General features: G+C 69.4%; 21 protein-coding genes, 1 pseudogene and 1 riboswitch. Of the genes and pseudogenes, 12 read left to right on the top strand and 10 right to left on the bottom strand.

What is annotated here, in order from left to right:
• Positions 1–25 precede the first annotated feature (25 nt).
• The 4 genes from JOY88_RS04110 to JOY88_RS04095 all read left to right on the top strand — a co-directional run bounded on the left by JOY88_RS04110 (position 26) and on the right by JOY88_RS04095 (position 3,607).
• A complete protein-coding gene (locus tag JOY88_RS04110) occupies positions 26–2,323 on the top strand; it encodes an NADP-dependent malic enzyme (protein ID WP_293500584.1) in 2,298 nt (765 codons plus the stop codon).
• A gap of 234 nt (positions 2,324–2,557) precedes the next feature.
• On the top strand, positions 2,558–2,992 hold the full coding sequence (locus tag JOY88_RS04105; RefSeq protein WP_293500582.1) for a guanyl-specific ribonuclease: 435 nt from the start codon (positions 2,558–2,560) through the stop codon (positions 2,990–2,992).
• A gap of 49 nt (positions 2,993–3,041) precedes the next feature.
• Complete coding sequence (locus JOY88_RS04100; protein WP_293500580.1) at positions 3,042–3,437, top strand: barstar family protein; 396 nt, start codon at positions 3,042–3,044, stop codon at positions 3,435–3,437.
• On the top strand, positions 3,416–3,607 hold the full coding sequence (locus tag JOY88_RS04095; RefSeq protein WP_293500577.1) for a hypothetical protein: 192 nt from the start codon (positions 3,416–3,418) through the stop codon (positions 3,605–3,607). The genes JOY88_RS04100 and JOY88_RS04095 overlap by 22 nt, the downstream gene beginning before the upstream one ends.
• A 44-nt stretch (positions 3,608–3,651) precedes the next feature.
• Here JOY88_RS04095 and rsmA read toward each other — a convergent pair whose 3' ends face one another.
• The 3 genes from rsmA to lptD are packed head-to-tail and all read right to left on the bottom strand — an operon-like array spanning position 3,652 to position 8,118.
• Positions 3,652–4,422 carry a 16S rRNA (adenine(1518)-N(6)/adenine(1519)-N(6))-dimethyltransferase RsmA gene (rsmA, locus tag JOY88_RS04090; RefSeq protein WP_293500575.1) on the bottom strand — a complete coding sequence of 257 codons (771 nt, stop codon included), beginning with the start codon at positions 4,420–4,422 and terminating at the stop codon, positions 3,652–3,654.
• 25 nt (positions 4,423–4,447) lie between these two features.
• Positions 4,448–5,746 (bottom strand): peptidylprolyl isomerase, encoded by a 1,299-nt coding sequence (locus JOY88_RS04085; RefSeq protein ID WP_293500573.1) that lies wholly within the window; start codon positions 5,744–5,746, stop codon positions 4,448–4,450.
• Positions 5,743–8,118, bottom strand: coding sequence for an LPS-assembly protein LptD (lptD, locus tag JOY88_RS04080; protein WP_293500571.1), 2,376 nt, complete (start codon positions 8,116–8,118; stop codon positions 5,743–5,745). The genes JOY88_RS04085 and lptD overlap by 4 nt, the downstream gene beginning before the upstream one ends.
• An 81-nt stretch (positions 8,119–8,199) precedes the next feature.
• On the opposite strand from lptD, the gene JOY88_RS04075 reads away from it, so the two are divergent.
• Complete coding sequence (locus tag JOY88_RS04075; protein WP_293500569.1) at positions 8,200–8,751, top strand: hypothetical protein; 552 nt, start codon at positions 8,200–8,202, stop codon at positions 8,749–8,751.
• Here JOY88_RS04075 and JOY88_RS04070 read toward each other — a convergent pair.
• Together JOY88_RS04070 and JOY88_RS04065 are read right to left on the bottom strand one after the other, a co-directional pair.
• Positions 8,738–9,694 (bottom strand): LysR family transcriptional regulator, encoded by a 957-nt coding sequence (locus JOY88_RS04070; protein WP_293500567.1) that lies wholly within the window; start codon positions 9,692–9,694, stop codon positions 8,738–8,740. The two genes, JOY88_RS04075 and JOY88_RS04070, sit on opposite strands and share 14 nt — an antisense overlap.
• Positions 9,695–9,704: 10 nt before the next feature.
• On the bottom strand, positions 9,705–11,180 hold the full coding sequence (locus JOY88_RS04065) for a M20 family metallopeptidase (protein ID WP_293500565.1): 1,476 nt from the start codon (positions 11,178–11,180) through the stop codon (positions 9,705–9,707).
• A gap of 540 nt (positions 11,181–11,720) precedes the next feature.
• Between JOY88_RS04065 and JOY88_RS04060 the strand changes: the two genes are divergently transcribed.
• On the top strand, positions 11,721–12,212 hold the full coding sequence (locus tag JOY88_RS04060) for a hypothetical protein (protein WP_293500563.1): 492 nt from the start codon (positions 11,721–11,723) through the stop codon (positions 12,210–12,212).
• 38 nt (positions 12,213–12,250) lie between these two features.
• Positions 12,251–12,439, top strand: a complete 189-nt coding sequence (locus JOY88_RS04055; protein WP_293500561.1) for a hypothetical protein — start codon at positions 12,251–12,253, stop codon at positions 12,437–12,439.
• A gap of 3 nt (positions 12,440–12,442) precedes the next feature.
• Here JOY88_RS04055 and metW read toward each other — a convergent pair whose 3' ends face one another.
• The 3 genes from metW to JOY88_RS04040 form a co-directional block, all read right to left on the bottom strand.
• Entirely contained in the window at positions 12,443–13,018 is a 576-nt protein-coding gene (metW, locus tag JOY88_RS04050; RefSeq protein ID WP_293500559.1) for a methionine biosynthesis protein MetW, read from the bottom strand.
• On the bottom strand, positions 13,015–14,187 hold the full coding sequence (gene metX / locus JOY88_RS04045; protein WP_293500557.1) for a homoserine O-succinyltransferase MetX: 1,173 nt from the start codon (positions 14,185–14,187) through the stop codon (positions 13,015–13,017). Before metX ends, metW begins: the two co-directional genes overlap by 4 nt.
• A gap of 39 nt (positions 14,188–14,226) precedes the next feature.
• Positions 14,227–14,302: riboswitch (SAM riboswitch) on the bottom strand.
• A gap of 21 nt (positions 14,303–14,323) precedes the next feature.
• Entirely contained in the window at positions 14,324–15,655 is a 1,332-nt protein-coding gene (locus JOY88_RS04040; RefSeq protein ID WP_293500556.1) for a methyl-accepting chemotaxis protein, read from the bottom strand.
• 152 nt (positions 15,656–15,807) lie between these two features.
• Here JOY88_RS04040 and JOY88_RS04035 point away from each other — a divergent pair, with 152 nt between their 5' ends.
• From JOY88_RS04035 to JOY88_RS04025, 3 genes and pseudogenes are all read left to right on the top strand, one after another.
• Entirely contained in the window at positions 15,808–16,752 is a 945-nt protein-coding gene (locus tag JOY88_RS04035; protein ID WP_293500554.1) for an HlyD family secretion protein, read from the top strand.
• A pseudogene (gene ccmA, locus JOY88_RS04030) lies at positions 16,749–17,417 on the top strand (heme ABC exporter ATP-binding protein CcmA); the annotation flags it as partial. The gene JOY88_RS04035 and the pseudogene ccmA, both read left to right, overlap by 4 nt.
• A 77-nt stretch (positions 17,418–17,494) precedes the next feature.
• On the top strand, positions 17,495–18,622 hold the full coding sequence (locus tag JOY88_RS04025; RefSeq protein ID WP_293500552.1) for an ABC transporter permease: 1,128 nt from the start codon (positions 17,495–17,497) through the stop codon (positions 18,620–18,622).
• Here the strand turns inward: JOY88_RS04025 and sppA are convergent.
• Complete coding sequence (gene sppA, locus JOY88_RS04020) at positions 18,619–20,502, bottom strand: signal peptide peptidase SppA (RefSeq protein ID WP_293500551.1); 1,884 nt, start codon at positions 20,500–20,502, stop codon at positions 18,619–18,621. The genes JOY88_RS04025 and sppA overlap by 4 nt on opposite strands.
• 86 nt (positions 20,503–20,588) lie before the next feature.
• Here sppA and JOY88_RS04015 point away from each other — a divergent pair, with 86 nt between their 5' ends.
• Together JOY88_RS04015 and JOY88_RS04010 are read left to right on the top strand one after the other, a co-directional pair.
• Positions 20,589–22,271, top strand: coding sequence for an FMN-binding glutamate synthase family protein (locus tag JOY88_RS04015; RefSeq protein ID WP_293500550.1), 1,683 nt, complete (start codon positions 20,589–20,591; stop codon positions 22,269–22,271).
• A 98-nt stretch (positions 22,272–22,369) separates the two neighbouring features.
• A complete protein-coding gene (locus JOY88_RS04010) occupies positions 22,370–23,014 on the top strand; it encodes a response regulator (protein ID WP_293500548.1) in 645 nt (214 codons plus the stop codon).
• Here the strand turns inward: JOY88_RS04010 and JOY88_RS04005 are convergent.
• Positions 23,011–23,622, bottom strand: coding sequence for a hypothetical protein (locus JOY88_RS04005; RefSeq protein WP_293500547.1), 612 nt, complete (start codon positions 23,620–23,622; stop codon positions 23,011–23,013). The two genes, JOY88_RS04010 and JOY88_RS04005, sit on opposite strands and share 4 nt — an antisense overlap.
• Positions 23,623–23,634 lie beyond the last annotated feature (12 nt).

The raw sequence follows: 23,634 nt of genomic DNA, 5'->3' as shown, positions 1-23,634 counted from the left end.
CGTCGGCCTCCTTGTGATCCTCGCCATGCTCAGTTCAGAAGAAAAACGCGCCCAACTCCGCCAGGCCGCTCTCGAATATCACGAGTTCCCGACCCCCGGCAAGATCGCCATCGCGGCGACCAAGTCGCTGGTCAACCAGCGCGACCTCGCGCTGGCCTACTCGCCCGGCGTGGCCGCGGCCTGCGAGGAGATCGTGGCCGACCCGGCCAACGCCTTCCGCTACACCTCGCGCGGCAACCTCGTCGCCGTCGTCTCCAACGGCACGGCCGTGCTGGGCCTGGGCGACATCGGCCCGCTGGCGTCCAAGCCGGTCATGGAGGGCAAGGGCGTCCTCTTCAAGAAGTTCGCCGGCATCGACGTCTTCGACCTGGAGGTCAACGAGCGCGACCTCGACAAGCTGGTGGACTGCATCGCCGCGCTGGAGCCCACCTTCGGCGGCATCAACCTCGAGGACATCAAGGCGCCGGACTGCTTCTACGTCGAGCGCAAGCTGCGCGAGCGCATGAAGATCCCCGTCTTCCACGACGACCAGCATGGCACGGCCATCGTCGTCGGTGCGGCCTTCCTGAACGGCCTCAAGGTCGTCGGCAAGGACGTCAAGGACGTCAAGCTGGTCACGTCCGGCGCCGGCGCCGCGGCGCTGGCCTGCCTGAACCTGCTCGTCAAGCTGGGCCTGCCGCGCGAGAACATCTTCGTCACCGATCTGGCCGGCGTCGTCTACGAGGGCCGCACCGAGCTGATGGACCCGGACAAGGCCGAGTTCGCACAGAAGACCGACGCGCGCTCGCTGCGCGAGGTCATCCAGGGCGCCGACGTCTTCCTGGGCCTGTCGGCCGGCGGCGTTCTGAAGGCCGACATGGTCGCGACCATGGCCGCCAAGCCGCTGATCTTCGCGCTGGCCAACCCGACGCCCGAGATCCTGCCCGAGGAAGTCTTGGCGGTGCGCGACGACGCCATCATGGCCACGGGCCGCACGGACTACCCCAACCAGGTCAACAACGTCCTGTGCTTCCCCTACATCTTCCGCGGTGCGCTGGACTCGGGGGCGACGACGATCAACATCGAGATGGAGATCGCGGCCGTGCGGGCAATCGCCGAGCTGGCCCAGGCCGAGCAGAGCGAGGTCGTCGCAGCGGCCTATGCCGGCGCGACGCTGAGCTTCGGCCCCGAGTACTTGATCCCCAAGCCCTTCGACCCGCGGCTGATGATGCGAATCGCACCGGCCGTGGCTCAGGCGGCCATGGATTCCGGCGTGGCCGCCCGGCCCATCGCCGACTGGGACGCCTACCGCGAGAAGCTGCAGAGCTTTGTCTATGCCTCGGGCAACACCATGAAGCCCATCTTCACCGCGGCCAAGCGCGCGCCCAACAAGCGCGTCGCCTACGCCGAGGGCGAGGAGGAGCGCGTGCTGCGCGCGGCCCAGGTGGTCGTCGACGAGGGCCTGGCCCGGCCGACTCTGGTGGGCCGCCCGGCCGTCATCGCCGAGCGCTGCGAGCGCTTCGGCCTGCGCCTGCAGCAGGGCCGTGACTACGACGTCGTCAACGTCGAGCACGACGAGCGCTACCGCGACTACTGGCAGACCTATCTGCGCATGACCGAGCGCAAGGGCGTGACCCAGCAGCTCGCCAAGATCGAGATGCGCCGCCGCCTGACGCTGATCAGCGCCATGCTGCTGCACAAGGGCGAGGTCGACGGCATGCTGTGCGGCACCTGGGGCACGACGGCAACCCACCTGCACTACATCGACCAGGTCATAGGCCGGCGCGCCGGCGTGAAGACCTATGCCTGCATGAACGGGCTGATCCTGCCGGGGCGCCAGGTCATGCTGGTCGACACCCATGTCAACTACGATCCGACCGCAGAGCAACTGGCCGAGATCACCATCATGGCGGCCCAGGAGATGTGCCGCTTCGGCCTGGTGCCCAAGGCCGCGCTGCTGTCGCACAGCAATTTCGGCACCAGCGACAAGCCGTCGGCCGTGAAGATGCGCGACACGCTGGCACTGATCCAGCAGCTCGCGCCCTGGCTGGAGGCCGACGGCGAGATGCACGGCGACACCGCGCTGGACGCCTCCTACCGCAAGCAGATCATGCCGCACAGCCCGCTGAGCGGCGAGGCCAACCTGCTGGTGCTGCCCAACATCGACGCCGCCAACATCTCCTACAACCTGCTGAAGACGGCCGCCGGCGGCGGCATTGCCATCGGCCCGGTGCTGCTGGGTGCCGCCAAGCCAGTGCACATCCTGACGCCGTCGGCGACCGTGCGCCGCATCGTCAACATGACGGCGCTGACCGTTGCCGATGCCAACGCGGCGCGCAGCTGAGGGCCCGGCACTTCCATCAAGGAACGGGCCAGGGCGCACGGGCTTCCCCAATTGACAGAAGTTTTCATGTCGAAAACTCTGTCACTCCGCGGTCACAAGTCCAGGTAAAACAATGACTTGGCGGTGTGTGAGCGCATGCTCACACGACCCTATTCCGGACTCTGGCGCCGGGGGGCGGCTTGAGCTTTTGGGGTCGCTTCGGTACCATTACGGCTTTTCGTTCAGGGTAAACCCGTGTCTTTGCTCTCGTGGCTGGCGCGCTCTGGCGCCTCGGCGGTCACCACCGCCTTGCTGCTTTCCGGCTTGGCCGGCGGCGCGCAAGCCAAGGAAGCCCCCAGCAATGGGATCTCCACCGCAACGCCCGCTCTGGCTGAAATTTCGCTGAGCGAGCTGCCCGCCCAGGCCCAGGAAACGCACCGGCTCATTCTCGCCGGCGGCCCGTTTCCCTATGCCCAGGACGGCGTGGTGTTCGGCAATCGCGAGCGCCTGCTGCCCCGCAAGGCTCGCGGCTTCTACCGCGAATACACGGTCAAGACCCCTGGCGCGCGTACGCGTGGCGCCCGCCGCCTCATCTGCGGCGGCACGCCGCCCAGCGCGCCCGAGGTCTGCTACTACACCGACGATCACTATGCCAGCTTCAAGCGCATACGCGCCGCGGCTGCCCGGTGAAGGTCGAGGGATCGAAGCTGTTTTGTGACTTGAAAGGAGGAACGCGACCATGCTTTTGCAGACCGTCCGTCCCAATATCGTGCAGGCCATACGGGCCTACCGGGTCGAGGACTTGATGCAGGCCGCTCATGAGGCGGGCCAGCATTTCCTGTATGCCAACCTGTCGGAGGCGCAGTCCAAGCAGGACGTGCTCGACGGCATCGCGCAGGCCTTTCTGTTCCCGGCGCATTTCGGCAAGAACCTGGACGCCCTGCATGACTGCATGACCGACCTCGTCCACAAGGCCGGCAGCCAGCCGGGCTTCGTCGTGGTGCTGGAGCAGTTGCCCGACAACGTGCGCTTCGATCGCGAGGCCCGCGAGCAGTTGCTCGACGTCTTCCGCGACACGGCCGACTACTGGGCCGACAGGAAGATCGCCTTCCGGTGCTTCTATTCTTTTCAGTAGCCCGCTCCCAAGAAAACGGGTCATGGGAGCGGGCTGCTGAGGTGGCCCCGGTTATTGAGAAGCCTGCGCCGAAAAGCGCGAAATCGGCGATTGGCAATCCCAACTTCGGCATGAACATGCCGATGATGTGCAGCGCCTTCGATACCTCGATGTGGCTCAACGCGGCGTGACGCGCTGAACCTTCGAGTGAAAACGGGACCCGCAGGTCCCGTTTTTACTTCCGGTCCTGGACTTCCAGTGCCAGCGCGACGAACTCGTCGACCGGCACTTCCTCGGCCCGACGCTGCAGGTCGAAATGTCCCGCGTAGCCGCGCTCGGCCAGCCAGTGGCCCAGGCTGTGGCGCAGCAGCTTGCGGCGCTGCGAGAAGGCGCTGGCGACCAGTTCGCCCAGCAGCGTGCGGCTGACGGCCGGCGGCGTCGTCAGCGGCTGCATGCGCACGATGGCCGAGTCCACGCGTGGCGGCGGGTCGAAGGCCTCGGGCGGCACGTCCAGCACCGACTCGATGTCGTAGCGCCACTGCAGCATGACGCTGAGGCGGCCGTAGTCCTTGCCGCCCGGCCCGGCGGCCATGCGGTCCACCACTTCCTTCTGCAGCATGAAATGCTGGTCGACCACGTCGTCCACCGCGTCCAGCAGGTGGAAGAGGATGGGTGTGGAGATGTTGTAGGGCAGGTTGCCGACGACGCGCAGCCTCGCGCCCTTGGCGGCAGACAGGGCCTTGAAGTCGACCTTGAGCACGTCGGACTCGATGACCTCGACGTCGCCGCGCTGGCGCAGCCGTGCGGCGAGGTCGCGGTCCAGCTCGACGACGGTCAGCGGCTTGTGCCGCTCCAGCAGCGGCAGTGTCATCGCGCCCAGGCCCGGGCCGATCTCGACCAGCGTCTCGCCGGGCTGCGGATCGATGAGATCGATGATGGCGTCGATCAGCACCTTGTCGGTCAGGAAATGCTGACCGAAGCGCTTTCTCGGGATATGCGACTTCATGGTGTCAGCCCGCCACCGGACCGGATCAATCCAGCCATTCGCGGACTTCGACAAACGCCTTGGTGCGCAGGTCCTTGACCCATTCCTGGTAGGCCTCGTCGTACTTCTGCTCGCGCAGCGCGCCGCGGGCCTGCTCGCGCAGCTGCTTCATCTCGACCTCGACGGTACGGCGCTCCAGCACCTGGATCAGGTGCACGCCAAAGCGCGACACCACCGGGCCTGAAATGCCGTTCGGCGGCAGCGCGTTCATCGCCTCCTCGAACTCGGGCACGAAGCCGCCGGCGCCCATCCAGCCGAGGTCACCGCCCTCGGCGGCGCTGCCGTCCTCGGAATTGGCCCTGGCGATGTCCTCGAACTTGGCCTGGCCGGTCTCGATCTGGCGCTTGTACTCGGCCAGGCGCCGGGCCGCGACCTCGGCGGTCAGCTGGGCCGAGGGGCGTAGCAGGATGTGGCGGGCATGGGTCTGCAGGCTCTGCGTCAGCGAGGCGCCGCCCTGGCGCTCGACGACCTTGAGGATGTGGAAGCCCGCGCCGCTGCGCAGCAGCTCCGGCGCGACCTCGCCGACCTTCAGGCCCCGGACGGCGTGGACGAAGACGTCGGGCAGGCGGTCGGCCGGGCGCAGGCCGATCTCGCCGCCACGGGCCTTGTTGCCGTCCTCGGACACGTCGCGGGCGACCTTGGCAAAGTTTTCGCCGCCCTTGATGCGGGCCAGCGCGCCTTCTGCGCGCGCGCGGCGCTCGGCCACGACGCTGTCGGCGGCGCCCTCGGGCACCGTCACCAGCACCTGCGCCAGGTTGATCATGCCGCCGCTGGCCAGCTCGGCGCGCTTCTTGTCCAGGTAGGCGTCGATCTCGGCATCGGTGACCTTGATGCGACCCTGCACCTCGCGCTCGCGCACGCGCTCGGTCATCATCTGGTCGCGCAGGTTCTCGCGGAAGCTCTTGTAGTCGGTGCCGTCCTGCTTGAGGCGCTCGCGCAGCTGCGCCATCGTCAGCTTGTTCTGCGCGGCCACGTTGGCGACGATGCGGTCCAGCTCGGCCTCGTCCACGCGCGGGCCGTTCTCGCGGGCGTAGGTGACGAGGACGCGGTCCTCGATCAGCGCCTCCAGCGCCTGCTTGCGCAGGCCGGTCGTCTCGGGCATGACCTCGCCCTTCTGGCGTGCCTCCTGGCGCAGCCGCTCGGTGCGCTGGATGACCTCGCTGGCGGCCACGACGTCCTGGTTGACGACGGCGGCGATGTAGTCACCCGGCTGCAGCGTGGGCGTCTGGGCCGAGGCGGAGAAGGCGGCCAGCGCCAGAACAAGGGGAGCGAGGCGATGCATCATGGTTGGAAGTCTGAACTCGGTGAGCTGTCGGAGCTCAGCCTGCGGTAACCGGGCACATTGTCCTTCAAGACCTTGAGGGCGTTCGAGCCCAGCTGCGACAGGCCCACCAGCTCCAGCTGCAGCATCAGCCGCGTGTTGGTCTCGGCCCGGCCGGTGGACAGGCGCTCTATGCCCCAGCGCAGCACCCAGCAGCCGGCGTCGTACTCGAAGCCCATCACCGAGTCGGTCAGGCGCTTGTCGCGCAGCGAGTACTGCACGCGGCCGGCGCTGTACCAGGCGCCGCCGCAGGATTTGCTGTCGGCGCCGCGCGAGGTGATGGGTGTGCCGTAGAGGGGCCATTGCCAGGCCAGCTCGACCTGCTCGCTCTGCCCGCGCGCCAGCCGGTAGGCGACGCTGACCGTCTTGAACGGCCCCGGCGAGTAGCGCGCGCGCAGCACAGAGCGCACGGAGCGGTTGGTCTCGGGGTTGAACTCCAGCGTGCTGTCGGCCCACCACTTCTCGTCCAGGTGCGCGGCGGCGGCCAGCAGCAGGTCGGAGAAGCGCTGCGTGACGGGCTGGCCGTCCGGCGTGATCTTCTGGTCGCGGAACAGGAAGCGCTGCACGGCGCCCAGGCGCAGGATCTCCTCGCCCTGGGCGGCGCTGATCCAGCGGCTGGTCGCGCCGACGCTCAGTGCATGCAGGTCCGACACCCGGTCAACGCCCGAGAACGGGTTGTCGGTGTAGATGGAGTCGAAGTTGAAGTCCTTGGGCGCCGAGTCGAAGTTGGGCAGGTTGCTCTGGTCGCGGAAGGGCGTGTTCACGTAGAACAGCCGCGGCTCCAGGCTCTGGCGGTAGTCGCGGCCGAACAGTGTCGTGTCGCGCTCGAAAACCCAGCCATGGTCGATGCTCAGCGTCGGGATGACGCGGCTCATGCGGCGTCGGCCGTCGGCCTGCGGCTGGTCGACGTTGTAGGCTGCCGCATTGAAGGAGGCGCGCGGGATGAACCACCAGGCCTCGCCGCCCAGCGGCGCGGCCACATGGCCCAGCGCGTGCACGCGCTGGCCGCCGCGGGCCTGGCCGGCCAGGGCCGAGCCCGGCAGGTCGAAGCGGTTGTATTCCAGCTCCAGTCCGCCCTCCAGCCGCGCCTTTCGGCCCCAAGGGCGGAAGCTGTCCAGCACGGCCTCGTCGGCCGCCGTCGTCACGCGCACGCCGACCTGCGGGCTGCGCTGGTAGGGCGTGTCGAACTGCGCCAGCGCATCCGTGCCCTGCAGCGCCTGCCAGCGCTGCACACGGGCATAGGTGTCGATGACGCCCCAGGACAGCTCGCGCTGGCGATTCAGCGCAAAGTCACTGGCCATGAGGCGTGGCGTCTGGCTCTCGACGCGACGCGACATGTCCTTCCAGTAGTCGTCGTCCGAGACGCGCTCGCTCTTGATGCGGTAGCGCCAGTCGCCGAACTTGCCGTCGTTGTTCAGCAGCAGATCCCAGCGCGAACGGCCCAGCAGCCGGTCGTTGGGCAGGTAGTCGAAATTGATGCGGCCCTTGTGGCCGGGCTCCATGTAGCGGAACTCGCTGTCCAGGCCCGCACCGCGCTTGGTCATGATGAAGGGCGTGAAGGTCGCGTCGCGCTGCGGCGCGATGTTCCAGTAATAGGGCACGCCCAGTTCCAGGCCGCCGCGGTTGTCCAGGAAGATGTTGGGCGGTAGCCAGCCCGACTTGCGCGCCGAGCTGAGCGGGAAGGTCATGGACGGCGCGGCCAGGATGGGCACGCCCAGGAAGCGCAGCACGGCGCCGTCGGCCTCGCCCTCGTTGGCGGCCAGGTCCAGGCGCAGCCGCTTGGCCGAGATCTGCCAAGCCGGCTCCTGCTGCTCCACGGCCGGGCAGCTGGTGTAGCTGCCTTCGGTCGCGCTCATGTGCTCACTGTCCTGGAACTTCAGCAGCTTGGCCTTGCCGGCGCCGCCGGTCGCGGCGAGGAAGAAGCTGGGCGTCAGGAATTCGCCCTCGAAGCGGCTCACGTACAGCTGCAGCAGCGGGCCCGTGAAGACATTGCCGTTGTGGTTGATGCGAACATGGCCCTCGGCGCGCGCGAAGTCGTCGACGACGCGGTAGTCGAGCTGGTCCGCATTCATCACCAGCTCGCCGTAGCGCAGCTCGACGCCATCCCGCCCCTGCGCCTGCTGGTCCGTCTGGGCCGACAGCCGACCGGCGGAGATGACCAGGGCCGGCTTGGCGGTGCCCGCCTTGGACGACGTCGCCAGCACGCGGCTGCTGCGCAGCGGCAGCGGGGCGTCGTCGACGGGCTGCTGCGCACGGGCCTCGCCCCAGGCGCACAGGGCCAGGGCGATCAGCGGGGGCAGCGGGGCGGGGCGGAGGAGGCGGGGCGAGCGCGACACAGGCAGCGGAAGGCTCGGGGTCGGTGAGGAGGCCGGGGCGGCGGTTCTTAGAATTTGATTATCCACGAGGGCTTTCATCCCATGACGACGCCGACCTCCGCCCTGATCCAGGACCTGCAAGCCCATCCCGAAGACGCCGACCGCCTGATGCGCGCCGCCTGCGCCGGCTTGAGCGCGCAGCCCAAGCCGCCCGAGCCGCCCGACGCCGCCGCCCTGCGCGCCGGCCTGGCCCGCATCGCCCCGAACGGCCTGGATGCCGTGCTGCAGCGCCTGATCGACGATGCGCCCCAGGGTAGCTCCACCGACGCCATCGCTGCGCTGCTGCGCCCTCCCGAACTGGCCTGGGACGAGGCCCAGGAGATCGACTGGGCCGTGCGCCACTGGGAGGACTGCCGCGCCGCCGGCCAGCTCGATGCGGCGCTGGCGGCCGATTTCGGCGAGTACTGGCGGCAGCTGGAATGGAGCGCGTTGCGCCGGCACCTCGTGCTGCTGGGCCGCGGCCATGCCGAGGAGCGCCGGCTGCTGGCCCATGTCGCCAAGACGGCCAGCCGCTACGTCGCGCTGGCGCCGCTGAAGCGCGCGATGGAAGCCAGCTTCCCGGAGTTGTTCGAGCTGGGCTTCAGCCTGCGCTAGGGACGGTCGCGCAGCCTGCGGCGACCAGCCACGGGTCCCTGTCCTCGCCGCCGAAGATCTCCAGCAGGAAGTCGAGGAAGGCCCGGGTGCGTGCGGGCACGTATTTGCGCGTGGGCATGCCGGCCCACAGCGTCGTGCCGAACAGGCGCCACTGCGGCATGACGCGCTCCAGCGCCTGCTCCAGCAGCGCGTCCTCGACCATGAAGCTGGGCAGGCCGGCCACGCCCAGGCCATGCAGGGCTGCGGCGTAGTTGGTGTCCATGTGCGTCGTCGACAGCGTCGCGCGCGAGGGCACGATGGGCAGCGTGATCTCCTCGCCGCCGTCGCCACGCTGCAGCGTCAGGCCGCGCATCAGCGAGGGCGTGGGCGGCAGCAGCGCGTCGTGGCATTTCAGCTCGGAGGGGTGCTGGGGGCGGCCGCGCCGGTCGAGGTAATCGGGCGACGCGCACATGATGAACTCACTGCGCGCCAGGCGCCGGGCGATGAAGTCGCCGTCCAGCGGGTCCCGGGACAGGAAGATGGTCAGGTCATAGCCGTCGTCCACCGTCTCGACCGGGCCGGGCGAGGCGATCTCCAGCGTCACCAGCGGATAGGCGCGGTGGAACTTGGGCAGGTGCTTGGCCAGTTGGTGCACAGCGATGGCCGGCGGGCACAGCACGCGCAGCAGGCCGCGAACCTCCTGCGTGGCCGAGGCGGCCAGGGCCGCGGCCTCGTCGACGTCGGCCAGGATGCGCCGCGCCCGCTCCAGATAGGCCTCGCCGATCTCGGTCAGCGACAGGCGCCGCGTCGTGCGGTTCAGCAGTCGCGTGCCGAGGTGGTCCTCCAGCTCGGCCACCAGGCGGGTGACGACGGCCGGCGCCAAGTCCAGGGCCCGCGCCGCTGCGGCGAAGCTGCCCTCGTCGATGACGCGGACAAAGACCTTGATGGCGCGGAGCTGGTCCATCCTTCCTCGATCAGGGATGGGCCGCCATCACCTGGGCGACTGCAGCCGTCAGCCGCTTGCCATAGGGCACGTGCAGGAACTCGTTGGGCCCGTGGGCGTTGCTCTTGGGGCCCAGCACGCCGCAGACCATCATCTGCGCGGCCGGGAAGCCCTTCTGCAGCATGCTCATCAGCGGGATGGTGCCGCCCTGGCCGATGTAGCCGACCGGCGCGCCGAAATGCGCCTGGCTGGCATCGTTGAGCGCCTGGCTCAGCCAGGGCGAAAGGTCGGGCGTGTTCCAGCCGGTGGCTCCGAGGGCGCCGGCGCGGCCGTCGGGCGTGAACGTGACCTTGGCGTTGTAGGGCGCGTTGTCCTCCAGCAAGGCCTTGAGCCGCAGCGCCGCGGCATTGCCGTCGATCAGCGGCGGCAGGCGCAGGCTGAGCTTGAACGCCGTGTAGGGGCGCAGCACGTTGCCGGCGTTCTTCAGCTCCGGGAAGCCATCGGCGCCGACCACCGACAGCGTCGGCCGCCAGGTGCGGTTCAGCAGCACCTCGACCGGGTCGGTCGTCACCGGCAGCACCGGGCCGCCGTCCGCGCCGCAGGCCCATGGCATGCGCTTGTAGACCTCGTCTTTGAGGATGGCCGCCGTCGCGCGGGCCTGTTCCAGGCGCGCACCGGGGATCTCGCAGTGGAAGCTCTCGGGCAGCAGCCGCCCGGTCTTGCTGTCCTCCAGACGGTCCAGCACCTGGCGCAGGATGCGAAAGCTCGACGGCACGGCGCCCGACGCGTCGCCGCTGTGTATGCCCTCGGTCAGCACCTCCACCTTGAGCACGCCCGACACCATGCCGCGCAGCGACGTCGTCAGCCACAGCTGCTCGTAGTTGCCGGCGCCGGAGTCCAGGCAGACGACCAGTGACACATTGCCCAGGCGGGGCTTGAGCAGGTCGATGTAGGCCGGCAGGTCGAAGCTGCCGCTCTCCTCGCAGGTCTCGATGACGCCCACGCAGCGCGGCCGCGGGATGCCCTGCTGGTCCAGCGCCATGATGGCCGTCAGCGAAGCGTAGACGGCATAGCCGTCGTCCGCGCCGCCGCGGCCGTAGAGCAGGCCGTTCTCGTACTTGGGCGTCCATGGGCCCAGGTCGCTGCGCCAGCCGCTGAACTCGGGCTGCTTGTCCAGGTGTCCGTAGAGCAGCACGGTGTCCGTCGAGCCCGCCTTGGTGGCCGGCACCTCGAAGAAGATGACCGGCGTGCGGCCGGGAATGCGCACCACCTCCAGCTTGAGGCCGGCGACCTTCTTGCTCTCCACCCAGGCGGCGGCCTGGGTCAGCACCTTCTCGATGTGACCATGCGCCGCCCAGTCGGCGTCGAACATCGGGCTCTTGGCGGGGATGGCGATGTAGTCGGTCAGCGCCGGGACGATTTCCTCGTCCCAAACGCGCTCGGCAAACTGGCCCAGCGCGCGGGCCTCGTCGGCTTGCAGGGGCAGGTGGGGATCACGGGCATTCATGGCGGGCTCCTGGTGCGCTTGTGGCGCGACCGGCCAGTTTAGGCGCTCCGACAATGGCCCGCCCCCCGTCCGCCCATGCGTCTGACCCGCCTTTCCCTGCCCACTGCCGGCGTGCTGCTCGGCCTGGTGCCGGCCCTGCCGCTGCCCTCCGCCCCGGCAAACCGGTTCCAGGGCGGGGTGGCCCGGTCATTCCCCTGCTGAACGGCACCGAGCCGCCCGATGCCTCCAGACGTGCTCGGCCGACCGAGTTCCGTCGCCCCCCGGCGCTGCCATCGACGAGGCCCCGACCGCCTCGGCTCTCGGTTCACGGCGCCGTTGGCGGCGTAGCAGCCGCCGGGCCGCGAGGGGCAGCAGCTAGGCCAGCCCGATCTCGCGCCGAAGCGCCTGGAAGCGAGCTTCGCCGCGCAGCGGCGCCAGCAGCCTCAGCACGGCGGCCAGCCCGCACGAGAGCCGCACGAGAGGCGGTGCCTAGCCTGCGGGCAGCACCTCGGTGCCCCGGCGGCGATGGACGTCGACCGGAACCCGCTCAAGGAGTCCACCATGAAGCTCATCTCCACCTTCCCCGTCCCGCGTCGGCTGCTGCTGGCGCTGCCGCTGCCTGGCCTGCTGGCGGTACTCGGCGGCCGCGCCGGCGCGGCCGAGGAAAGCATAGAGGATGTGATCCGGCGCCTGCAGGCCCAGGAAAGGGACAAGGCGGCGGTGTGCTTCGACGCCGGGCGCAGCCCGGCCCAGGTGGCGCGGCTGCTGAGCTACGCCGCGCCGGACTTACATGCCGTCAACCTCGGCCCCACAGGCGTCACGCAGACAAGCTACGCGGAGCTGACCACCCACCTGAACGGACGGCCCGGCGCACGCTACCGCCTCGGGGTCATGCGGGTGGTGCGCAACAACGAGCAAAGCCTGGTGCTGAGCTACCGGGCCGAGATCACGACGCCGGGTGGCCCGGTCGGCTACCTGGCCTCGTCCATGTGGTCGCGCGGCATCGATGGCCGCTGGCTGACGGTCTTCTATCAGGCAACGCCGCTGCCCTGAGTTAGGCTGGCGGCATCCGTTTTTTGAAAGCACCTGCCATGAAGATCCAGACCGCTGCCGCCGCCCTCGCCATCGCCCTGACCGCCGCGTTCGCGGCGCCGGCCGCCGAGGCCCGGACGGCTGGCCATGCCGTCAGCGCCCAGGCCGCCGCCGGCAAGAAGAAGCCCGCCAAGGTCAAGCACAAGAAGAAGGGCCACAAGAAGGCCCACAAGAAGACGCTGGGCTGACCGTCACTCCCGCTCGAACCTGAACACCGCGACGCTGGCCATCAGGTTGGGCAGCGTGCGCACCGGCTGGCCGTTCTGCAGGCCGAAGGCGTCCAGGATCTTGAGCCGGTTCTTGCGCGCCAGCACGCCGAAGTCGGCGAAGGTGCCGACGCGGATGTTTGGCGTGTCGTACCACTCGTAGGGCAGGGCGCGCGTGACCGGCATGCGGCCCACCAGCACCTGCAGCCGGTTGGGCCAGTGGGCGAAGTTGGGGAAGCTGACGATGCCCATCTTGCCCACACGCGCCGTCTCCTTGAGCATGGCTTCAGCATTGCGCAGGTGCTGCAACGTCTCCAGTTGCAGCACGACGTCGAAGCTCTGGTCCTCGAAGATGGACAGGCCTTCCTCCAGGTTGCGCTGGATGACGTTGACGCCGCGTTTCACGCAGGCCAGCAGGTTGGCGTCGTCCAGCTCCACGCCGTAGCCGCTGCAGCCCTTGTGCTTGATGAGGTGCTCCAGCAGCTCGCCGGTGCCGCAACCCAGGTCCAGCACGCGCGAGCCCGGCGGCACCAGGGCTGCGATCGCGGGATCGAAGCTCATATGGCCACCCCCTTGAACTGCAGCACGGCAGGCCTTTCCAGCTCGCCCGCGATGCGCTCGAAGTAGGCCCTCAGCACGCCGTGGTAGCGCGGGTCGTCGAGCAGGAAGGCGTCGTGGCCATGCGGCGCATCGATTTCGGCGTAGGACACGTCCAGGCGGTTGTCGAGCAGCGCCTTGACTATTTCTCGAGAGCGCGCCGGCGAGAAGCGCCAGTCGGTCGTGAAGCTCGCCACCAGGAACTTGGCCCGCGCGCTGGCGAATGCGCGCGCGAGGTCGCCGCCATGCTCGGCCGCCGGGTCGAAGTAGTCCAGCGCGCGCGTGATCAGCAGATAGGTGTTGGCGTCGAAATAGTCACTGAACTTGTCGCCCTGGTAGCGCAGGTAGCTCTCGATCTGGAACTCGATGTCCTGCGTCGAGTAACCCAGCTCGCCCGACTTCAGCTCGCGGCCGAACTTCTCGGCCATCACGTCGTCGCTCAAATAGGTGATGTGGCCGATCATGCGCGCCACGCGCAGGCCGCGCTTGGGCACCACGCCATGGGCGTAGAAGTGGCCGCCGTGAAAGTCGGGGTCGGTCACGATGGCGCGGCGCGCCACCTCGTTGAAGGCGATGTTCTGCGCCGACAGGTTGGGCGCCGTCGCGATCGCGATGCAATGGGCGAGGCGCTCGGGGTAGCGCAGCGCCCAGTCCAGCGCCTGCATGCCGCCCAGCGAGCCGCCCAGCACGGCCGCCAGCTTGAGGATGCCGAAGCGTTCGACGACACGGGCCTGGGCATCCACCCAGTCCTGCACCGTGACGACGGGAAAGTCCGCGCCCCAGGCCCGGCCGGTGGCCGGATTGGCGTGCATGGGGCCCGTGGAGCCGAAGCAGGAGCCGAGGTTGTTGACTCCGATGACGAAGAACTTGTCGGTGTCCAGCGGCTTGCCCGGGCCGATGAGGTTGTCCCACCAGCCCTCGCTCTTGGCCTGGCCGGCGTAGCTGCCGGCCACATGGTGGCTGGCGTTCAACGCATGACAGACCAGTACCGCGTTGCTGCGCTCGGCGTTGAGCCGGCCATAGGTCTCGACCATCAGGTCGTAGGGCCCCAGGCTGGCGCCGCTGCGCAGCGGCAGCGGCTCGTCGAAATGAAAACTCTGCGGCGACACGTCGCCGACGCTTCGGCCCGTCATGGCCTCACTCCAATAAAAAACCGGCGGCCACTTTTGCGGACGCCGGTTTCGGAGTCCTGTTTAGCGGCATTTGTAGAGCGCCCGCAATCCGGAACAAATCGGCGCTATGGGACCGCATTCTAGGCGGTCCGCGCTTTCAGCGTCCTTCGAGCCGGAATTGCGCCACTGCGCCGGTCAGCAGCTGCAGCTGCTGGCGCAGGCTGTCGGCGGCAGCGGCTGACTGCTCCACCAGTGCGGCGTTCTGCTGCGTCATGTCGTCGAGCTGGTTGACGGCGCCGTTGATCTGGCCGATGCGCGTGCTCTGGTCGGCCGCGCCGGTGGCAACCTCGCCGATCATGTCGCTGACCTTCTGCACGTTGTCCACGATGTCCTGCATCGTCGCGCCGGCCTGCTGCACCAGGCGCGCACCAGCCTCGGTGCGCTCGACGCTGGCGGTGATCAGAGACTTGATCTCGCGCGCCGCACCCGCCGAGCGCTGCGCCAGCGAGCGCACCTCGGTGGCGACGACGGCGAAGCCCTTGCCCTGCTCGCCGGCGCGCGCCGCCTCGACGGCCGCGTTCAGCGCCAGGATGTTGGTCTGGAAGGCGATGCTGTCGATCAGGCCCACGATGTCGCCGATGCGGCGCGAGCTGGCGTTGATCTCATCCATCGTCGCGACGACCTCGGACACCTCCTGGCCACCGCGCTGCGCCACCTCGGCCGCGCCCGCGGCCAGCTCGCGCGCCTTGCCCGCCGCGTTGGCGCCATGGCGCACACCCAGGGTCAGCTCGTCCATGGAATTGGTCGTGCGCTGCAGGCTGGAGGCGGTGCGCTCGGTGCGCTGGCTGAGGTCGTGGTTGCCCGCGGCCACCTCGTCGCTGGCCGTCTCTATGCTGAGCGCCGAGGTCTTGACCTGGCTGACCAGGCCGCGCAGGCTGGCCTGCATGGCATCCAGCGCGCGCAGCAGGTCGGCCGCCTCGTCGCGGCCGGCGATGCGCACATCGTTGTTCAGGTCGCCGCTGGCGATGGACTGGGCCACCGTGCAGGCATAGCGCATGGGGGTGGTGATGGTGGAGGAATTGATCAGCGTCAGCGGCACGACCAGTACCAGCACCAGGGTCAACACGGCCAGCGCGCGCCAGCCTATGCGCAGCATCTCTGCGCTGAACGCGGCCTCGGCCGCCTTGACCTGCCCGTCGGCGACGCCAGCCAGCTTCTCCACGCGCTTCTCGATGTCGCGCAGCGTCTGCCTGGGGATCTCCGGCAGGCCCTCGGCCTGGTGCACCTCGGCCAGGGCCTGGCGGATGGCGGCGAGCTGCTGGAGGTCCTGCGTCGTGCGCGTCGTGGCCTCGGCCTGCAGGGCCGTCAGCTGGCGGCCGCCCAGCAGTCCCGTCAGGGCCAGCGCCGCGAACATCAGCAACACCATGGCGATGGCCCCGTGCATCCGGGTTCTGATCGTGAAACTGCGCATCCAGGTGGCGACATTCATGGCCGTGCTCCTTGCTCCTTGCCAGACCGCCGGGTGCGGCCTCCTCGTGAGAATGCTAGTGATCGGATTGATGCCGGCAACAAGAGTTTGGCCACGCCTTGCGATTTGCCGAACACTTGGCGAAAAGTCCCGCCCCTCGTGGAGTTGTTGTCATGAAGCGAATCTTTCTGCCGGTGGTGGCCGTGCTGGTGGCCGGCTGCGGTGACAAGCCGAGCGAAGGCTGGACGGGCTATGCCGAGGCCGAGCTGGTCTACATCGCTCCACCGGTGGCCGGGCGGCTGGCAACGCTGGCGGTGCGCTCGGGCGACGCAGTCGCGGCGGGGCAGCCGTTGTTCGAGCTGGACCCGACGCCCGATCTCGCGGCCGACAGCGAGGCCCGGGCGCGAGCGCAGAGCGCGCTGGCCCAGGCCCGGGACACAGACAAGGGCAGGCGCGCGCCCGAGCTGGCGGTCGCCCGGGCCCAGCTGGAGCAGGCCCGTGCCGCCGAGCGCCTGGCAGGCGTGGACCTCCAGCGCCAGCAGCAGCTGCTGATGCAGGGCTTCGTGGCCCAGGCCCGCGTGGACGACGCGGCGACGACGCTGGCCCAGGCGCGCGCCCGCGTCGCCGAACTGGAGGCGGCGCTCGCGGTCGCCCGGCTGCCCTCGCGCGAGGACGAGCGCAGCGCCGCCCGCGCGCTCGCCGAGGCGGCGCAGAGCAGCCGCGCGCAGACGGCCTGGCGCGTCGAGCAGAAGCGGCAGAGCGCGCCCATGCCGGCCCGCGTGCAAGACGTCTTCCTGCGTCCCGGCGAGTGGGTGCAGGCCGGCCAGCCCGTGCTGGCCTTGCTGCCACCGGCTCACCGCAAGGCGCGCTTCTACGTGCCGCAGTCAGCCGTCGGCCGGCTCAAGCCCGATGCGATCGTGCAGCTGCATTGCGACGGCTGCGGCGCGGCCATCCCGGCGCGCATCAGCTTCATCGCCGCAGGGCCGGAGTACACGCCGCCCGTCATCTACTCCAACCAGCAGCGCGACAAGCTGGTCTTCCTCGTCGAGGCGCGGCCGCTGAAGGCCGAGGATGCGGAGCGGCTGCATCCGGGCCAGCCGCTGGATGTGACACCATGACCGAGCTGACCATCGACGTGAAGGGGCTGAGCAAGTCCTACGGCGGCCGCAAGGTCGTCGATGGTGTGGACATGCAGGTCGCGGCCGGCCGCATCGTCGGCTTCCTTGGTCCCAACGGCAGCGGCAAGACCACTTCACTGCGCATGCTCTGCGGCCTGCTGACGCCCGATGCCGGCGACGGGCGGGTGCTGGGCCTGGACTTCCGCCGCCAGGCCACCGAGGTCAAGCGCCAGGTCGGCTACATGACGCAGAGATTCGGCCTCTACGAGGACTTGTCGATACGCGAGAACCTGGACTTCATCGCGCGGCTGTTCTCGATGGCCGACCGTCGTGAGGCCGTGGCCGCCGCGCTGCAGCGACTGGGGCTGGCCAGCCGCGAGAAGCAGCTGGCCGGCGCGCTGTCCGGTGGCTGGAAGCAGCGCCTGGCGCTGGCCGCCTGCCTGCTGCACCGGCCGCGCCTGCTGCTGCTGGACGAGCCCACGGCCGGCGTCGACCCCAAGGCCCGCCGCGAGTTCTGGGAGCATATCCATCGTCTCGCCGGCGAGGGCATCACCGTGCTGGTGTCCACCCACTACATGGACGAGGCCGAGCGCTGCGACGAGCTGGTCTACATCGCCTATGGCCGGGTGCTGGCGCGCGGCACGGCAGCGTCCATCGTCGAGGCCGCCGGCGCCAGCGACCTCGAGGACGCCTTCGTGCGCCTCGTCGGTCAGGCCACCGACAACTTTGCCGAGGCTGGCTGATGCAAGCCCTGGCCCGCACCTTTGCCATCGCGCTGAAGGAAGTGCAGCAGATGCTGCGCGACAAGCTCACGTTCGCGATGGCCGTGGGCGTGCCCATCATGCAGCTGGTGCTGTTCGGCTATGCCATCAACACCGACCCCAAGGGCCTGCCGACGGCCGTCGTGTCTCAGGACGCCAGCCCGATGGCGCGCAGCCTCGTCGCGGCGCTGCAGACCAGCGGCTATTTCCGCGTCGTCGAGAGCGGCATCGCGGAGTCGCGCGGCGATGCGCTGCTGCAGCGTGGCGACATCCAGTTCCTTGTCGTCGTGCCGGACGACTTCGGCGCCCGCGTCGTGCGCGGCGAGAAGCCGGCCGTGCTGATCGCCGCCGACGCGACCGACCCCTCGGCCGCCGGCAACGCCATCGCCGCGCTGAGCCAGCTGGGTCAGAGCGCGCTGAGCCGCGACCTGCGCGGCGCACTGGCTGCGCTGGCGCCGCAGGCGCCGCCGTTCGAGGTGCGCATCCAGCGCCGCTACAACCCCGAGGGCCTGTCGCGCTACAACATCGTGCCTGGCCTGGTCGGCACCATCCTGACCATGACCATGGTGATGCTGACGGCGCTGGCCATGACGCGCGAGCGCGAGCGGGGAACGATGGAGAACCTGTTGGCCACGCCCGTGCGGCCCATCGAGGTCATGGTCGGCAAGATCCTGCCCTATGTGGTGCTGGGCTATGTGCAGCTGGGCGTCATCCTGGGGGCGGCCTGGCTGCTGTTCAGCGTGCCCATGGTCGGCAGCATCGGCCTGCTGCTGGCCCTGATCGGCGTCTTCATGCTGGCCAACCTGGGCGTGGGCTTCACGTTCTCCACGCTGGCCCGCAACCAGCTGCAGGCCCTGCAGCTGACCTTCTTCTTCTTCCTGCCTTCCATGCTGCTGTCGGGCTTCATGTTCCCGTTCCGCGGCATGCCGGCCTGGGCCCAGGCGCTGGGCGAGCTGCTGCCGCTGACGCATTTCCTGCGCATCGTGCGCGGCGTCATGCTGAAGGGCTCGGGCGCCGCGGAACTGCTGCCCGAGCTGTGGCCCATGCTGGCCTTCCTGGCGGTGGCGGGCGGCGTGGCGCTGCTGCGCTACCGCCGGACGCTCGACTAAGGCGCGCCGCAGAGACAGTGAACGGCCGCGGCGCGGTCCCACTGGCCGCGCGCCGCCACCTTGGACAGATCCTTGAGCACGGCCAGTTCCTCGACGACGGGCGCCGGCAGCGCGTCCAAGCCCAGCGACTGCCCGACGGCCCGGGCCAGGGATGGCGCCATCACGTCGGTCAGCGACGCGAGCAGGCGTTCGCCGCGGCTGAGGTCGCGCTCCACATAGGTCACGCGCGGCTTCTCGCCCGCCTTGACCTCCAACTTGGCCAACTGCACCGCTGTCTGCACTGCGTCGTCGAAGCTGCCCAGACGGTCCACCAGGCCTCGCTCGCGCGCCTGAGCGCCGGTCCAGATGCGGCCCTGGGCGACGGTGTCGATCTTCTCCGGTGTGCTCTTGCGCGCCTGGGCGGCGAGGCCGGTGAAGCGGGCATAGATGTGGTCGATGCCGGCCTGTACCGCAGCCTGCAGCCGCGGGTCCAGCGGCCGGCGCGGGTCGAAGCCACCGGCCAGCCAGGTCGTCGTGACGCCGCCCGTATGCAGCGACAGCTTGTTCATCAGGCCCTCGGCCGTGGGCAGGATGCCGAACACGCCGATGCTGCCCGTGATGGTGCCGGCGTCGGCGATGACGGCGTCGCTGGCCATGGAGATCCAGTAGCCGCCGGAGGCCGCCACGTCGCCCATGGAGACGACAACGGGCTTGCCGGCCTGGCGCGTCAGCTCCAGCTCGCGGCGAACGATCTCGGACGCGAAGGCGCTGCCGCCGGGCGAGTTCACGCGCAGCACGACGGCCTTGATGGCCTCGTCCTCGCGTGCCTTGCGGATCAGGCGGGCCGTGGAGTCGCCGCCAATGCGGCCCGGGCCGGCATCGCCGTCGACGATCTCGCCCTCGGCCACGACGATGCCGACGCCCGGCTGCAGCTTGTTCGGCGCGCCGGCGTCCTTCACATAGGCCATGTACTGGGCCAGCGACACCTGGCGGAAGCTCTTGCTGTCCTCGTCTCGGGCGCCCTTGGCGATGAGCAGCTCGCGCATCTGGTCGCGCGTCTTCAGGCCGTCGACGAGCTTGGCCTGCACGGCCAGCTGGGCCGCGTCACCCTTCACGGCGGCCAACAGCTGCGGGATCTGGTCGATGCTCCGGCCGATGGCGCCGGCCTCCAGCTTGCGCGCCGTCTCGATCGTGCCCGTGAAGCCGCTCCACAGCTCGCCGTAGACCAGCCCCTCGGCCTCCATCGTCGCGGGGCTGGGGCCGGTGGCGGTATAGGGCTCGGCAAAGCTTTTGTAGGTGCCGACCTTGATGACATGGGGCGTCACGCCGATGCGGTCCAGCGCGTCCTTGTAGTAGGTGCGCCAGCGGCCGAAGCCCTCCAGCATGACCATGCCCATGGGGTGCAGGTAGACCTCACCGGCCTGGGCCGCGAGGAAGTAGCCGCGCTGGCTGTAGCTGTCGGCGTAGGCGACGACGGGCTTGCCGCTGGTCTTGCGAAAGCGCTGCAGCGCGGCGCTGACCTCGTGCAGGCCGGCCAGGCCGGCGCCCTGCAGGTCCTCCACGTCCAGCAGCACGCTGCTGATCTTGTCGTCCTTGGCTGCCAGCTCCAGTGCGGCCAGCACGTCACGCAGCCGGGTCTGCTTGGGCGTGCCGCGGCCCTGGGCCTGGGCCAGCAGCTGCTCGCGCGGGCTGCCGGAGAACTGCTCGACGAGGTTCCCGTCGAGCTTGAGGACGAGGGTGGTCTTGTCGGCCAGGGCCTTGGGGCCTCGCGTCAGCAGGGCCGTCGCGACGATGACGACCAGTAGCAGCACGAACAGGTTCATCAGCGCCCGACGCGTGCCGTCGAGCAGCCACCAGGCCTTGGAGAACAACCAGCCGATTGCGGAGAACAGGGACTTCATGGGCGGCCACCTTGAGGGTTGATGCGTGGCGATTGTGCGTGCCCGCGGGCTTAAGCTCCGTCGGTCATGGTTTACGAGGATTTTTCATGCTTGCTTGGCCCGGCTGGACGAGACGCATCAACGAGCATTTCCCGCTGCGCTATCTGACCTGGATGCTGTGCGGCCTGCTGGCGCTGTGCTTCGCCGTCGGCTGGACGGTGGGGCTGGGCAACGGCGCGCTGGTGCTGGTCTTTCTCGCGCTCACGCTGCTGGGCCTGCGCGACATGCGCCAGCAGCGCCACTCCATCCTGCGCAACTACCCCGTTATCGGGCATCTGCGCTTCCTGCTGGAGTTCATCCGCCCCGAGATCCGCCAGTACTTCCTGGAGGGCGACAACGACGCCGCGCCGTTCTCGCGCGCGCAGCGATCCATCGTCTACCAGCGCGCCAAGGGCGACCCCGACCAGCGCCCCTTCGGCACCCAGCTGGACGTCAGCGCACGCGGCTACGAGTGGATCAACCACTCGCTGGCACCCACGCACCTGACCAGCCACGACTTCCGCATCACCATAGGCGCCGGTCGCGCCCAGCCCTATTCGGCCAGCGTCTTCAACATCTCGGCGATGAGCTTTGGCGCGTTGAGCGCCAACGCCATCCTGGCGCTGAACAAGGGCGCCAAGATCGGCGGCTTCGCGCACGACACAGGCGAGGGCTCCATCAGCGTGCACCACCGCCAGCATGGTGGCGACCTGATCTGGGAAATCGGCTCCGGCTACTTCGGCTGCCGCAACGATGACGGCTCGTTCAGCGCCGAGCGCTTCGAGGCCGCCGCGCGCGACCCGCAGGTCAAGATGATCGAGCTCAAGCTCAGCCAGGGTGCCAAACCCGGCCATGGGGGCGTGCTGCCCGGCCCCAAGGTGACCGAGGAGATCGCCGCCGCGCGCGGCGTTCCGGTGGGTCAGGCCTGCATTTCGCCGGCCCGCCACAGCGCGTTCTCGACGCCAGTGGAGATGATGCAGTTCATCGACAAGCTGCGCACGCTGTCCGGTGGCAAGCCCACAGGCTTCAAACTCTGCATCGGCCACCCCTGGGAATGGTTCGCGCTGGCCAAGGCCATGCTGGAGACCGGCATCACGCCGGACTTCATCGTCGTCGACGGCGCAGAGGGCGGTACCGGCGCGGCGCCGCTGGAGTTCACCAACAACGTCGGCGCGCCGCTGCAGGAAGGGCTGCTGCTGGTACACAACACGCTGATAGGCCTGGACCTGCGCGACAAGGTCAAGCTGGGCTGCGCCGGCAAGGTGACGTCGGCCTTCGACATCGTGCGCCTGATGGCCCTGGGGGCGGACTGGTGCAATGCCGGGCGCGGCTTCATGTTCGCGCTGGGCTGCATCCAGGCCCAGGCCTGCCACACGGGCCACTGCCCCACCGGCGTGACGACGCAGGACCCGGTGCGCCAGCGCGCCATCGTTGTGCCCGACAAGGCCCAGCGCGTCGCCAACTTCCACCAGAACACGTTGAAGGCGCTGAAGGAACTGGTCGAGGCCGCGGGCCTGTGCCACCCGCAGGAGATCACGGCCCAGCACATCGTGCACCGGCTGGACAAGCACGAGGTGCGCCTGCTGGCCAACCTGCTGCCCTTCGTCGAGCCCGGCGTGCTGCTGCGCGGCGAGCTGCCGCACAACACCTTCAGGATCTATTGGCCGCTGGCCAGCGCCCACAGCTTTGCGCCGCAGGGCCCGATAGAGCGCCTGCCCAAGGCTGGCCGGCCAGCAGGCCAGGCGGCGTGAGGCCGCCCGGGCAACCGCCTGGACGTGGGGGATGACGGCTGCAAGTTAGGGAGGCGGCGCGCGAACCGCGCACAATGCGGACGCCTTCCGCCGCCGCCATGCCCTCCGTCTATCTCCTCCGTCTCGGCGAGGCCCCGCAGCGGCGCACGCAGGCCCTGCTGCAGGCCGGGGGGCTGGCGCTGGCCGGCAGCCACCATGTGCTGGCCGATGCGCTCGACGAGATCGGCGCGCTGGCGCCCGACATCGTCGCCTGCGACCTGCGCCTGGTGGACAGCCATGCGATGCGCGTCGCCCACGAGCTGGGCCGTCTGGCCGTTCGCCCCCAGCTGCTGCTGCTGGCGCCTACCGCCGACGACCTGCAGTTGTTCGCGGCGCTGAGCGCCGGCGCCAACGCCTATCACGTGGACGACGGCGGCGGCACTGGCCTGGTCGAGGCGCTGTGGCGGCTGCATGGCCGCCGCGCCATGCTCAGCCCCCAGCTCGCGCGCCAGGCGCTGGCCGCCTTCGGCATCGCGCGCAGCCCCATCGTCACGGCGAGCCAGGCCGCGGCGCCGCGGGACGTCAGCCCAGCCGGGCGCCAGATCGACCAGGCCAGTCGCCATCTGCTGACGTTGCTGGCGCAAGGCCTGCTGCTGGCCGAGATCGCGGCGCTGTGGGCGCTGGACGGCGCCGAGATCGAGCGCCGCATCTGGCGCCTGGTGCGCCTGCTGCACGTGCGCTCGCGCGAGCTGCTGATCGCTTAGCGCTTGACGTAGCGCGTGGCGGTGAGCCGCTCCGATACGGCGCTGGTCTTGTTGTCCACATAGCCCCAGCCGCGCATCGCGCTGCGCACTTCGGCATCCGATGGGAAGGCGCCGGGGCCTTTGGGGTGCACCACCCACACGGTCTTGCAGATCATCTGGGCGTGGAAGTCGGCCATGCGCTCCAGCTCGCCGGGTTTGCTGATGACAGCCACCAGCATCCGCGCGGCCTTGACGTTGCCAGTCAGGCCATGGGCCAGCGCCTCGGCCAGTGCCGGGTCCAGCGCACCCACTGTGGGCCCGATCAGCAGCGCCGGGTTGTCGGCGCTGACGCCCAGCTTGGCGGCGAGCGTGGGTGGCGGCGTCTGCAGCTTCTTCAGCCAGCGCTGGGCCTCCTTCTCGCCCAGCGCGAGGGCGACCGCTTCATCGCCCGCCTCGAACAGCAGCGCCTCGTCGGCCACGCGCAGGTTGCGCAGCGCGGCGATATCCCATTTGCGCTTGATCGCGCCGCGCAGCACGACGGTGGTCGATTCGAGCAGGGCAGCGACCTCGGCGCTTTCCTCGGCGTTCTGGCTGCCCACGCGGGCGGTACAACTGGCTTCACGTCCCATGCGGGCTCCTCG

It is taken from the genome of Roseateles sp. (assembly GCF_019237615.1).
Lineage (GTDB): Bacteria > Pseudomonadota > Gammaproteobacteria > Burkholderiales > Burkholderiaceae_C > Pelomonas.
This window is presented reverse-complemented; position numbering and strand designations above follow the sequence as displayed.